The organism is Rothia santali (assembly GCF_024199905.1).
In the GTDB taxonomy this organism is placed as follows: domain Bacteria; phylum Actinomycetota; class Actinomycetes; order Actinomycetales; family Micrococcaceae; genus Rothia; species Rothia santali.
In genome coordinates this window covers 60,187-72,414 of record NZ_JANAFB010000016.1, presented here as the reverse complement: position 1 = coordinate 72,414, position 12,228 = coordinate 60,187, and the positions used below count along the sequence as shown (strand labels likewise).

The window sequence follows — 12,228 nt, the reverse complement described above, 5'->3', positions numbered from 1 at the left end:
TACTTCCCCACCCACGGCTACGCCCGGATGATCTCGGCCCGCAACGGCTCGATGGGCTACTCGGTGCCCTCGGCGGTCGCGGCCTCGCTGCGCCACCCGGAGCGGCTGGTGGTCTCGATCGCCGGGGGCCGGGGGGTCCCCCTGAACGGCCCGGGGCCGGGCCCCCCGGCGGCGGGTCCGCCCCCCCCGGCGCCGGGGGCGCCGCGCGGGGCCGCTGCCCGCCGCTCCCGCCTCCGGTGTCGCTTCCCCTCGTCCGGGGCTCAGGCGTGGTGCTGGATCCACTCGTCGGCGCGCTCCACCGACTCGCGCAGGATCGCCCCCTGGAACCCGTTGACCACGGTGTAGCCGACCGACTGGAGGGGCATGAGCCGCTGCAGCACCTTGCCCCGCGCGGCCCAGTCCTTGCCGACGCAGCGGGTGATCGTCTCCCAGCCGAACCAGTTGCCGGCCGAGGCGATGTCCCAGCTCGGGTCGCCCACCGAGGCGTGGTCCCAGTCGATCACGCCGCTGACCCTGTCCCGGCGCCAGAGGATGTTATGCCCGGCGAAGTCGGAGTGGATCAGCCGCGGGGCGACCGGGTCGAGGTCCAGGGCGTCGTCGATCAGCCGCAGCGCCCGGCCCTGGTGCCCGTGCAGCAGCAGGGGCACGACCCGCTCCCGCAGCGTCGCGGCCCAGTCGCTGCCGCCCCAGTGCTGGAAGGGAGTGTCGAGGTACGGGGTCAGCGGCTCGGTGTCCACCCGGCCGATGGCCCGCAGCGTCCTCCCCAGCGTGCGCGCCGGGGCGGGTCCGACCTCCCGCGGGGCGCCGGGGACCCAGGTGAGCCCCACGGCGGTGAGGCCGTTCTTGGTCAGGATCCGGGTGACCGGCCGCGGCACCGCGAAGGGCAGGTTGGCCGGCAGCGCCCGCAGCAGGTCGGTGCGGCGCTGGACCCGCTGCGCGACGGCGTAGGACTTGGCGACCCGCACGCTGACCCGGTCGCCCGCGTTGATCACCGTGTGGGCGGAGCCGTTGGAGTGGACCTCCCAGTCCTCGGGGTCGACGCGGACGCCCGCCTGATCCAGGACCGCCTGCACGACCGGGCGGTACCTCATGCGGGCGAACGGGGACATGTGGGCCACGGTCTGCTACTCCCGCCCCTCCGAACCGGCTCCGAGGGCCCGACGCACGTGCGGCACCAGGGCCTCCAGGGCGCGGCCGCGATGGCTCAGCGCGTTCTTGACCTCCGGGGGGACCTCGGCAGCGGTCCTGCCGGCGAGGTCCACGGGCAGCTCGGCCGGGACGAAGATCGGGTCGTAGCCGAATCCCCCGGTCCCGCGGGGCGCCCGGAGCAGGGAGCCGGGCATCTCGCCGTGCTCGACCCGCTCCTCGCCGCCCGGCAGGGCCAGGCTCGCCGCACAGCGGAAGCGCGCGCCGCGGTGCTCCTCGGGCACGTCCTCCAGCTGGGCCAGCAGCAGCTCCAGGTTGGCGGCGTCGTCCCCGTGGCGACCCGACCAGCGGGCGGAGAAGATCCCCGGGGCGCCGTTCATGACGTCCACGCACAGGCCCGAGTCGTCGGCCACGGCCGGCAGCCCGGTCGCCCGGGTCACGGCGCGCGCCTTGAGCAGCGAGTTCTCGGCGAAGCTCACGCCCGTCTCGGTGACGTCCGGGGCCCCGACGGCGCCGGCGTCGACCACCTCGGTCTCCACGTCCAGGCCCTCCACGCGGTCGCGCAGCAGCTCCCGCAGCTCGCGGAGCTTGCCCTGGTTGTGGCTGGCGAGGACGAGGCGCGGGGAGGTCATTCGCCCTCCTCCAGGGTGCTGCGCTGGATCGCCGCGAGCTCGGCCGTGCCCTCCAGCGCGAGGTCCAGCAGGGAGTTCAGCTCGTCGCGGTCGAAGGGGGCGCCCTCCGCGGTCCCCTGGACCTCCACGAAGGAGCCGCTGCCGGTCACGACGACGTTCATGTCGGTCTCCGCCCGGACGTCCTCCACGTAGGGGAGGTCGAGCACCGGGACGCCGTCGATGATCCCGACGGAGACGGCCGCGACCGAGTCGGTCAGCGGGGACTTCCTGCGGTGCACGATCCCCTCGCGCTGGGCCCAGGCGATCGCGTCCGCGAGCGCCACGTAGGCGCCGGTGATGGCGGCGGTGCGGGTGCCGCCGTCGGCCTGCAGCACGTCGCAGTCGAGGACCACGGTGTTCTCGCCGAGGGCGTCCATGTCGATCACGGCGCGTAGCGAGCGGCCGATCAGCCGCGAGATCTCGTGCGTCCGGCCGCCGATCTTGCCCTTGACGGCCTCGCGGGCCGAGCGGGTGTTGGTGGCCCGGGGCAGCATCGCGTACTCGGCCGTGACCCAGCCGCGGCCCTCGCCGCGCAGCCAGCGGGGCACGCCCTCGGTGAGCGACGCCGTGCACAGCACGCGGGTGTTGCCGAACTCGATCAGCGCCGAGCCCTCGGCGTTCTGGGACCATCCGCGGGTGATCGAGATGGGCCGGAGCTCGTTGACGGCGCGGCCGTCGGCGCGCGCGGTGCTGTTCGGGGAAGTCTGAGAGGTCATGGCTCAACCCTAGCCTTCGCGGGGACGATTGTCCGGTCGGGGTGGGCGGCCGCGGGGATCTCGTAGCGGTGGTCGGCCGCGGCCATCAGGACGGGGCCGGAGTAGGCGCGCCGGGCCTCCTCCTCGGCCGTGGCGGGGTCGTTCCAGATCGGGAGGTGGGTCAGCAGCAGACGCCGGGCGCCGGCCCGCTCCGCGATCTCCCCGGCGCGCAGGCCGGTCAGGTGGATGCCGCGCAGGGCGTCGTCGCGCCCCTCCTGGTAGGCGGCCTCGCAGAGGAAGACGTCGGCGTCGCGGGCGGCGTCGACCAGGGCCTCGCAGGAGTCCGAGTCGCCCGAGTACGCCAGCACCGCGTCCCCGTCCGGACCGTGGTGGGTCACGCGGATCGCGTAGGGGTCCGCAACCGGGTGCAGCACGCGGAACGCCTCGACCGTGAAGGGGCCGATCTCCACCGCCTGTCGCTCGTGCCAGTCGTGGAACTCGAAGGAGCCCGTGAGCCCGGGGTCCAGCCCGATGCCGTGGGGGTGGGCCAGGTAGGCGTGCGAGCCCTCGGGCGAGTACAGCGGGATCGGGCCCCGGCCCCAGCCGCGCGGGTCCCAGCGGACCGCGATGTGCAGCCCCGCCAGGTCGATGCAGTGGTCCGGGTGCAGGTGGCTCACGAGGATGGCGTCGATGGCCGTGAGCGGCAGGTGGCGCTGGATGCTGCCCAGCGCCCCGCTGCCCATGTCGAGCACGAGCCGCCAGGTGCGGCCCGCGGCGTCGTCGCCGCTGACGACGTAGCAGGAGGCGGGCGAGTGGGGGCCCGCGAAGGATCCCGAGCAGCCGATCACCGTGAGTTCCATGGTCTATGCAGTCCTCTCGCTGGTCGATGCCGGGCCGGCGCGCAGCCCGCCGGCGTCCGCTCCCCCGGGCCGCGCAATCCGGCCGGTGGCGAGCATGTCCTCGGTGACGACCGCGAGGGAGCCCGTGGGGTAGGACTCGGCGATGCGGCTCGCGTGGCGCACGCCCGTGACCTCGGGTCCGAGGAAGCGGTGGGCGAGGGAGCGGAAGGACTCGGGGTCGCCGGTCGCGACGAACTCGTGCGCCGGGCTCTCCCCCGCGGGCCGCTGCAGGTCCTGGGTGGTCAGGGCCCGGAACAGGTCCTTGGCGGTCTCCTCCGAGGAGGTGACCAGGGTGGCCCCGTCCCCCAGGACGTAGGAGATGACCCCGGTCAGCAGCGGGTAGTGGGTGCAGCCGAGGATGACGGTGTCCACCCCGGCCTCGCGCATCGGCGCCAGGCGGCGCTCAACGCACTCCAGCAGCTCCGGCCCGCTGGTGATCCCGCGCTCCACGAAGTCGACGAACTCGGGGCAGGCCTGCGGGAAGATCTCCAGGTGCGGCGCCGCGGCGAACGCGTCCTCGTAGGCGCGCGAGGCGATGGTGGCGCGCGTGCCCAGCACCCCGATCCGCCCGTTGCGGGTCGCGGCGACCGCGCGGCGCACGGCCGGCTGGATGACCTCCAGGACGGGGATGTCGTACCGGGCGGTGTAGCGCTCCCGGGCGTCGCGCAGCACCGCCGCCGACGCCGTGTTGCACGCGATCACCAGGGCCTTGACGCCGGAGTCCACGAGGTCGTCCATGATGCGCAGCGCGTTGGCGCGCACCTGCGCGATGCTCAGCGGCCCGTACGGCCCGCGGGCCGTGTCACCCACGTAGATGACCTGCTCGCTGGGCAGCTGGTCCATGATCGCCCGGGCCACGGTCAGCCCGCCCACCCCGGAGTCGAAGACGCCGATCGGGGCGCCGGCCGTGGGCCCGGCGGGCAGGGTGCTGCCCCACGCGGTGCGGGAGGCGGTGACGAGGGTGTGGGTATCGGTGTTCATGGTGCTTTCGAGGTTAACCCCGGCGGGGCGTTCGGACTCAGTGTGAACCGCTGTCGAGGCGGGCCAGCATCGCCTCGACGAGCGATTCCTGGAGCCAGGAGACGAACTGGTAGACCAGCGCCATGTAGGACTCGACGTCGCGGGCCTGCTGCCAGTCCGAGTACTCGGCGATGCGCGCGGCGTCGGCTTCGGACTCGATGCCCAGGCGGGTGCCGAGGACCAGGCGGACGTCGTTCAGGGCCGCGGAGAGCGCGGCGGCGTGCTCGTCGTCGAGCTCCAGGCGGCCGGACTCGCAGTCCATCGCGGCCATGCGGAGCCGGCCCACCTTGGTCTCGCGGATCGAGCGCTCGGTGAAGCGGCGAAACTCTGCCGCCCCCTCCTCGTCGGCGGTGCCGCCGGGGAGGAGCCGGGCCAGCGCGGGGTCCTCGGGCGGCTCGGTCTCCTCGCCGATGCCCAGGAGCCGGGCCAGCGGGTCCTCGTCCTCGCGGGGCTCCGGCTCGAGGGTCAGGATGACGTCGCGGAAGAGCTTGCGGAGCAGGTCGCGCTCGGGGCCCTCGAGGGAGCCCACGATGCCCTTGCGGCCGCTGCGGAACGGAGTGGCCATCGGCTATTCCCCTTCCTGGGCGAAGGTCGCCCACAGTCCGTACCCGTGCAGGGCGGAGGTGTGGCGCTCCGCCTCCTCGCGGCTGCCGGAGAAGACGACCGCGCTGCCCTCCTCGTGCACGGCGAGCATGAGCCGCCGGGCCTTGGCCTCCGAGAATCCGAAGTAGGAGCGGAACACGAAGGTGACGTAGCTCATGAGGTTGACGGGGTCGTTCCAGACCACGACCTTCCAGGGCGGCGCCGAGCTGGCCCGCTCGAGCAGGCCGACCTCCCCCTCGGGGGTGGTCTCCGGCAGCCCCTCGGCGTTCACCGGGGCGGCAGTTGAAGTAAGAGTGACCATATCCCGGTTCAGTGTAGTGCCAAGGGGGCCGCCCTGTCCGGCGGGTGCCGCGAGCGTCACGTTCGGGCGGCGGAGGGCGGGGCCGCCCGGGGCGACGAGGCGACCGGCCGAAAGCGGCCGGGGGCGGGCCGGTCGGGGCGCCGGGGCGAACCGCTCGGGGCATCGGTCGCGCGCCGCCCGGGGCCCCGGGGGCGGGCCGCTTGGGGGCCCGCCGCCGGCGCCGGTAGGGTGGTGAGGCGTGACTGAGACTTCATCCGCCCTGCTCACGGATCACTACGAGCTGACCATGATCCAGGCCGCCCTCAAGGCCGGGACCCACCGGCGCCGCTGCGTCTTCGAGACGTTCACCCGCCGCCTGCCCGCGGGGCGCCGCTACGGGGTCCTGGCGGGGACGGGCCGGTTCCTCGAGCAGCTGGCCGGCTTCCGGTTCGACGACGGCCAGCTCGCCTTCCTGGAGGAGCAGCGGGTCGTGGACGGGCCCACCCTCGAGTTCCTCGCGGACTTCCGCTTCACCGGCACCATCCACGGCTACGCCGAGGGCGAGGCCTTCTTCCCGCACTCCCCCGTCCTGCAGGTCGAGGGCACCTTCGCCGAGGCCTGCGTCCTGGAGACCCTGATCCTCTCCATCCTCAACCACGACTCGGCCGTGGCCTCCGCGGCCTCCCGGATGACCGGCGTCGCCGAGGGCCGGCCGTGTCTGGAGATGGGGGCGCGCCGCACGCACGAGCGCTCGGCCGTGGCCGCCGCGCGCGCCGCCGTCGTCGCCGGCTTCGCGGGGACCTCCAACCTGGAGGCGGGGCGCCGCTACGGGCTGCACACCATCGGGACCTCGGCCCACGCCTTCACGATGCTCCACGACACCGAGGAGCAGGCGTTCAGGGCGCAGGTCGACTCGCTGGGCACCGGGACCACGCTGCTGGTGGACACCTACGACGTCGAGGCCGCCGTGCGCCGCGCCGTCGAGATCGCCGGGCCCCGGCTGGGCGCGGTGCGCCTCGACTCCGGCGACCTCGCCGGCCAGGCCGGGTGGGTCCGCGAGCTGCTGGACGCGCTGGGCAACCGCGACACCCAGATCACGGTCACCTCCGACCTCGACGAGTACGCGATCGCCGGGCTGCAGGCGGCCCCCGTGGACTCCTACGGCGTCGGCACCCGGCTGGTGACCGGGTCCGGGGCCCCCACCACCTCGATGGTGTACAAGCTCGTGGCCCGGGAGAACTCGGACGGCGTCCTGGAGCCCGTGGCCAAGAGGTCGCTGGGCAAGGGGTCCGTGGGCGGGTACAAGCACGCCGCGCGCCGCCTCGACGCGGCCGGGCGCGCCGGCGCCGAGCTGCTCGCCCTGGACCCGGGCCTGCTGGAGGGCGAGTCGGCCCGGCGCCTGTCGGTGCCGCTGGTGGCCGACGGGGAGATCCTGCCCGGGGCCACCGGCGCGGAGGGCGTCGAGGCCGCGGCAGCTCGGCACCGGGCCTCCGTCGCCGAGCTGCCCGTCGCGGCCCGCCGGCTCTCCGAGGGGGAGCCCGTCATCCCCACCGAGCACCTCGACCACTAGACCCGCGAGCCAGACCCCACGACCCCCCACGACCCAGGAGGCGAGCATGACCCGCGCGCTGATCATCGTCGACGTCCAGAACGACTTCTGCCCCGGCGGCGCCCTGGCCACGAGCCGCGGCGCCGAGGTGGCGGGCGAGATCTCCGAGTACCTGCTGACCCACCGCGCCGCGTACGACGCCGTGGTGACCACCCAGGACTGGCACGTCGACCCGGGCACCCACTTCTCGGACGACCCGGACTACCGCACCTCCTGGCCCGTGCACTGCCGCGCGGGCTCCGAGGGTGCGGCCCTCCACGAGGACCTGGACGTCGACGGCGTCGACGCGGGCTTCCGCAAGGGCGCCTACGACGACGGCCACTCCGGTTTCGAGGGCCTGCTGATCCCCGAGGAGGCGGTCGCCGCCGGCGAGCGGGAGCCGGGGCAGGTCGTCGAGGACACGCTCAACGTCTCGCTGGACGACTGGCTGCAGGAGCGCGGGATCGAGGCGGTCGACGTCGTCGGCATCGCGACCGAGTACTGCGTGCTGGCCACGGCCCTCGACGGCGTCGACGCCGGGTACGAGACCCGCGTGCTGCTGGACCTCACCGCCTCGATCGCCGAGGACGCGGCCGAGGAGGCCGTGGAGCGGATGGAGGGGGCCGGCGTCGAGATCGCCGAGTCCGGCGACGTCGGGCGGTGAGCCCCGCCCCGGTCACTTCCGGCCGATGAACCAGTTCTGCAGCTTGTCGATCCGCGCCTGGATCTGATCCGCGGTCGCCTGCGCCACGGCCGGCCCCCCGCACGCCCGGCGCAGGGAGTTGTGCACGGAACCGTGCGGCTCGCCCGTGCGCGCGGCCCAGGCCGAGACGTTCTTCGCGAGCTTCTGCCGCAGGTCCTTCAGCTGCCGGTGGTCCGGGACCCCGGCCTCCGCGCGGGGCCGGGCCGCCGCGCCCCCCTGCCGCGAGCGCTGGTGACGCTCCTGGAGCAGGGTGCCGACCTGGTCGGCGTCGAGCAGGCCCGGGATGCCCAGGAAGTCCTGGTCCTCGGAGCCGATCTCGAAGCCGTTGTAGTCCTGGCCGTCGTAGAGCACGCCGTGGAAGGACGCCTGCGAGCCGATCGCCTCGAAGCGGCCCCCGGCGAGCGCCGAGCTGGCCTTCTCCTCGCGGTTGGCCTCCTCGAGCAGCTCGTCGTCCAGGCCCTCGTCGGCCGCGACGATCGCCTCCTCGTCCGGCTTGCCCGTGAGGTCCAGGGCGTGGTCCCGCTCGGCCTCCATCTCGTGGGCCAGCGTCATCAGGTGCGGCACCGAGGGCAGGAACATCGACGCCGTCTCCCCGCGCTTGCGGGCGCGGACGAAGCGGCCGATCGCCTGGGCGAAGAACATCGGCGTCGAGGTGCTGGTCGCGTAGACGCCCACCGAGAGGCGGGGCACGTCCACGCCCTCGGAGACCATGCGGACCGCGACCATCCAGCGCTCGTCGGAGTCCGAGAACGAGTCGATGCGGTCCGAGGCGGTCTTGTCGTCGGAGAGGATCAGGGCGGGCCTGACGCCGGTGATCTTCTCGAGGCGGGCGGCGTAGGCGCGGGCGTCCTCGTGGTTGGTCGCGATGACGAGGCCGCCGGCGTCGGGCACGGTGCGGCGGACCTCGGTGAGCCGCTGGTCTGCGGCGGCCAGGACCGAGGGGATCCACTGCCCGCGGGGGTCCAGCGCGGTGCGCCAGGCCTGGGCCGTGATGTCCTTGGTGAAGCCCTCGCCGAGCTCCGCGGCCATCTCCTCCCCCGCGCTGGTGCGCCAGCGCATCTGGCCCGAGTAGGCCATGAACAGCACCGGGCGCACGACGTGGTCGGTCAGCGCCGGGCCGTAGCCGTAGGAGTAGTCGGCCTGCGAGCGCAGCAGCCCCTCCTGGTCCGCCTCGTAGCGGACGAAGGGGATCTGGGAGGAGTCGGAGCGGAACGGCGTGCCGGTCAGGGCCAGGCGCCGGTGCGCCGGCTCGAAGGCCTCGCGCAGGCCGTCGCCCCAGGACAGCGCGTCGCCGGCGTGGTGGATCTCGTCGAGGACCACCAGGGTGCGGGCGTTCTCCGTCCGGGCCCGGTGCAGCAGCGGCTTGTTGGCGACCTGCGCGTAGGTCAGCGCGACGCCCTGGAAGCCGCGGGCGTGCTGGCCGTCGGCGTTCTTGAAGTTCGGGTCGATCGCGATGCCGACCCGGGCGGCGGCGTCGGCCCACTGCGACTTCAGGTGGTCGGTGGGCGCGACGACGGTCAGCCGCGCGACCGTCCCGCGGTCCATGAGCTCCTTGGCCACGCGCAGCGCGAAGGTGGTCTTGCCGGCGCCCGGCGTCGCGACCGTCATGAAGTCGCGGGGCTGGCTCGCGAAGTACTTCTCGAGGGCCTCGGCCTGCCAGGCGCGCAGCTTGGAGGCGGTCCCCCATGCGGCGCGGTCCGGGTAGGCCGGGGGCATCTCCGCGCCGGCTCCGCCGAACAGGGACGGTTGTGATGAGTCTTCGGTCACTGGTGGCTACTCGCTCCTGCTGGTCTTCTGGGGGCGCGCGGTCGCGGCCCGTGCACGGCGACGGCGGCGCCGTGGGCACGACGCCGCCGGGTCAGGGGTGGGGGACGGGGCTACTCGTCGCCCTCGTCGCCCCCGCCGCGCATGGCCTCGTAGACTTCCTTGCACTCGGGGCAGACCGGGAAGCGCTCCGGGTCCCGGCCCGGGGTCCAGACCTTGCCGCACAGGGCGATGACCGGCTCGCCGGACAGCGCCGACTCCATGATCTTCTCCTTGCGCACGTAGTGCGCGAAGCGCTCGTGGTCGCCGGGCTCGGAGAGCTGCCGCGTCTCCTCGCGCTCGATGGTGGCGGCACCGCCCGGGGCGGACCCGTAACCGGTGTCGTCCAGGGGCTCGGTGGAGTTCAGGATCTCGGGTGAGCGGGCAAACATCATGCCCACCATTCTACGCCCCGGCCGCCCCCGGATGAACCCGCCGGGAGCGGCCGGGGCGCCGCCGGGCCGGGACGCCTCAGGTGAAGCGCGCGACGTCGCGGTACAGCTCCGGGGCGCGCCGCTCGTACCAGACGCCGCCGAGCCGCACGCCGATCCAGACGACGAGGCACCCGGCCGCGACGCCGATCCCGAGCGTGAGCCAGTTGGCCAGCTGCGACCCGGTGATCAGGTACGCCAGCGCCGGGACCCAGGCGGGGAAGGCCAGGAGCGCGATGAGGAGGATCCCCACGAACTGCGCCAGCGCGTTGGCGAATCCGGCGCCGTTGCGCTGGGTCTTCCACGGGCTCGCCCCGGGAGGGGGCACGGGGTAGGCGTAGCGCACCGAGGCGACGGCCCCCACCCCCAGGCCCGTGAGGATGATCCCCAGGGACAGCCCCAGGTTCACGGGGATCGCGGCGGCCCGCCCGGCGAGGAGCATCGACACCACGGAGGCGGCGACGACCAGGGGCACCATGACGACGCCGAACCCCACGACCCGCCCCCACCGGTCCGCGCGCCCGGACAGCGGCGCGGTCACGTGCAGCGAGAACGCGGTGTTGTCGTAGGACACCGCGTAGCAGGTGACCCAGGTGAGCAGGACCGCGGAGATCGGCCCCACCAGGCCCAGCTGGAATCCGCCCTCGTTGAGCCGGGCGAAGAAGTAGAACAGCACGAAGAGCGCGGGGACCATGACCAGGTTCAGGTTCATCCGCGGGTCCTTGAGCACGTAGGTCGAGGTGCGCGCGGCCACCGCGCCGGCCGGCGTCGCGGGGAACAGGCCGAGGGCGCCCACGCCCGACGTGCCGGAGCGCGTCGAGCGGGCGGACCCGCCCGACTGCCCGACGTGCGAGATCTGGTGGGCCACGACCCGGTCCCACACGAGCAGTCCCGCCGCGAGGTAGGCCAGAAGCAGCGCGGCCCGGGCGGCCGCCAGGCCGGCGGCGCCCAGCGCGAGGTCCCCGGGGATGGACCAGGCCACCCCGAGCGGCGTCCAGGCCGCGACCTCCGCGACCGTCCGCAGCGCGCCCGCGGAGGCGAGCCCCTCGCCGACCGTCACGATCACCGGGGCCGCGATCATGGCGGCGAGGAACACCACGGCGCCGATGGCCTCCGTGACGAAGCGCCGCGACCTCAGCGCGATGCTCAGGGCCGTGACCAGCCGCGAGCACACCACCACGAGCGCGTACCCGAGCAGGGCGGAGACGAGCCCGACGATCACCGCCAGCGGCGACGCCCACGCGAAGGCGGGCGCGAGCAGGGCCAGCAGCGTGAGGGGGCCGACGATGCCGATCAGCGACCCCGCCAGCTGGGCCCCCGCGATCTGCCGAGGCCTCAGCGGATAGGGCGCCAGCAGCTCGGGGTCCAGGGTGGCGTCGGCGCCCGAGGCGACCAGCGGCACGACGAGCCACGCCACCGCGATCAGCGAGCCGAGGCACACGGCGATCAGCCGCGCCAGCTCGGCGTCGCCGTGCAAGGCGATGAACGCGCCGACGACGCCGGCCAGCAGCCCCAGCCCGTACAGCGCGCCGATCGCCATGCCGACGATGGCCCAGACGCTGCGGCGGAAGGCCGCCCCGAGGTGGAGCAGCTTCAGCTTCAGGAGGTTCCCAACCATGTGATCCCCTCCGACTCGACCCGGCCGCCGACGAGCTCGACGAATGTCTCCTCCAGGCTGCGCTCCCCGCGCACCTCGTCCACGGTGCCGGCCGCGAGGATGCGGCCCGAGTCCATGATCGCGACGTGGTCGCACATCCGCTGCACCAGGTCCATGACGTGGCTGGAGACGACCACGGTGCCCCCGTGCCGGGCGAAGCCGGCGAGGATGTCCCGGATATTCGAGGCCGAGACGGGGTCCACCGACTCGAAGGGCTCGTCCAGGACCAGGACCTTGGGCGAGTGCACCATCGCCGAGGCGAGCGCGACCTTCTTGCGCATGCCCGCCGAGTAGTCGGTGACGGGCTTCCCGCCGGCGTCGAGCAGGTCCATCGCCCGCAGCAGGTCCTCGGTCCGCTCGGCCACGGTCTCGCGGTCCAGGCCGTGCAGCAGGCCCGCGTAGGTGATCAGCTGCCGGCCGGTGAGGCGGTCGAAGAGGTGCACGCCGTCGGGCAGGACGCCGAGGACCTGCTTGGCCTCGCGCGGCCGGGCCCAGACGTCGATCCCGCGCACGACGGCGGCCCCGGCGGTCGGGCGCAGCAGGCCCGTGGCCATGGACAGCGTGGTCGTCTTGCCGGCGCCGTTGCGGCCGACCAGGCCGTAGGTCGAGCCCGCGGGGATGTCCAGGTCGATCGACTGGACGGCGGCCTTCTCACCGTAGGTCTTGGTGAGCCCGCGCAGGGCGATGGCCTCCCGGCCGGTGACCGGCGCCGGTCCGCCCGGACGGTCCGGG

Annotated in this window: 13 protein-coding genes and 1 pseudogene; 3 read left to right on the top strand and 11 right to left on the bottom strand. The window is 74.1% G+C overall.

The features are described from left to right. Positions 1-150 (top strand): annotated as a pseudogene (locus NBM05_RS08180) (thiamine pyrophosphate-dependent enzyme); the annotation flags it as partial. Positions 151-260: 110 nt separating this feature from the next. Here the strand turns inward: NBM05_RS08180 and NBM05_RS08175 are convergent. From NBM05_RS08175 to clpS, 7 genes are read right to left on the bottom strand one after another with little or no spacing between them, the layout of a single operon-like run. Further along, a complete protein-coding gene (locus tag NBM05_RS08175) occupies positions 261-1,109 on the bottom strand; it encodes a phosphotransferase (RefSeq protein WP_254166437.1) in 849 nt (282 codons plus the stop codon). A 15-nt stretch (positions 1,110-1,124) separates the two neighbouring features. Continuing rightward, positions 1,125-1,778 carry an RdgB/HAM1 family non-canonical purine NTP pyrophosphatase gene (gene rdgB, locus NBM05_RS08170; protein WP_254166436.1) on the bottom strand — a complete coding sequence of 218 codons (654 nt, stop codon included), beginning with the start codon at positions 1,776-1,778 and terminating at the stop codon, positions 1,125-1,127. Beyond that, the gene (gene rph / locus NBM05_RS08165) at positions 1,775-2,533 is read right to left on the bottom strand and encodes a ribonuclease PH (protein WP_254166434.1); all 759 of its coding nucleotides are present in this window, start codon (positions 2,531-2,533) and stop codon (positions 1,775-1,777) included. Before rph ends, rdgB begins: the two co-directional genes overlap by 4 nt. Next, the gene (locus tag NBM05_RS08160) at positions 2,530-3,372 is read right to left on the bottom strand and encodes an MBL fold metallo-hydrolase (RefSeq protein WP_254166432.1); all 843 of its coding nucleotides are present in this window, start codon (positions 3,370-3,372) and stop codon (positions 2,530-2,532) included. The genes rph and NBM05_RS08160 overlap by 4 nt, the downstream gene beginning before the upstream one ends. 3 nt (positions 3,373-3,375) lie before the next feature. Further along, positions 3,376-4,392, bottom strand: a complete 1,017-nt coding sequence (gene murI / locus NBM05_RS08155) for a glutamate racemase (protein WP_254166431.1) — start codon at positions 4,390-4,392, stop codon at positions 3,376-3,378. 37 nt (positions 4,393-4,429) lie between these two features. Next, positions 4,430-4,996, bottom strand: a complete 567-nt coding sequence (locus tag NBM05_RS08150) for a DUF2017 domain-containing protein (RefSeq protein WP_254166430.1) — start codon at positions 4,994-4,996, stop codon at positions 4,430-4,432. Between the two features lie 3 nt (positions 4,997-4,999). Then, positions 5,000-5,335 carry an ATP-dependent Clp protease adapter ClpS gene (gene clpS, locus NBM05_RS08145; protein WP_254166429.1) on the bottom strand — a complete coding sequence of 112 codons (336 nt, stop codon included), beginning with the start codon at positions 5,333-5,335 and terminating at the stop codon, positions 5,000-5,002. 286 nt (positions 5,336-5,621) lie between these two features. Between clpS and NBM05_RS08140 the strand changes: the two genes are divergently transcribed. Together NBM05_RS08140 and NBM05_RS08135 are read left to right on the top strand one after the other, a co-directional pair. Continuing rightward, positions 5,622-6,884 (top strand): nicotinate phosphoribosyltransferase, encoded by a 1,263-nt coding sequence (locus tag NBM05_RS08140; RefSeq protein ID WP_254166442.1) that lies wholly within the window; start codon positions 5,622-5,624, stop codon positions 6,882-6,884. A 46-nt stretch (positions 6,885-6,930) separates the two neighbouring features. Beyond that, entirely contained in the window at positions 6,931-7,566 is a 636-nt protein-coding gene (locus tag NBM05_RS08135) for an isochorismatase family protein (RefSeq protein WP_254166428.1), read from the top strand. Between the two features lie 12 nt (positions 7,567-7,578). Here NBM05_RS08135 and NBM05_RS08130 read toward each other — a convergent pair whose 3' ends face one another. From NBM05_RS08130 to NBM05_RS08115, 4 genes are all read right to left on the bottom strand, one after another. Further along, a complete protein-coding gene (locus tag NBM05_RS08130; protein ID WP_254166440.1) occupies positions 7,579-9,321 on the bottom strand; it encodes a DEAD/DEAH box helicase in 1,743 nt (580 codons plus the stop codon). A gap of 161 nt (positions 9,322-9,482) precedes the next feature. Continuing rightward, positions 9,483-9,800, bottom strand: coding sequence for a DUF3039 domain-containing protein (locus NBM05_RS08125; RefSeq protein WP_373689312.1), 318 nt, complete (start codon positions 9,798-9,800; stop codon positions 9,483-9,485). Between the two features lie 79 nt (positions 9,801-9,879). Beyond that, positions 9,880-11,457, bottom strand: a complete 1,578-nt coding sequence (locus tag NBM05_RS08120; RefSeq protein ID WP_254166426.1) for a transporter — start codon at positions 11,455-11,457, stop codon at positions 9,880-9,882. Further along, positions 11,439-12,182, bottom strand: a complete 744-nt coding sequence (locus NBM05_RS08115) for an ABC transporter ATP-binding protein (RefSeq protein WP_254166439.1) — start codon at positions 12,180-12,182, stop codon at positions 11,439-11,441. The genes NBM05_RS08120 and NBM05_RS08115 overlap by 19 nt, the downstream gene beginning before the upstream one ends. Between the last annotated feature and the right edge of the window lie 46 nt (positions 12,183-12,228).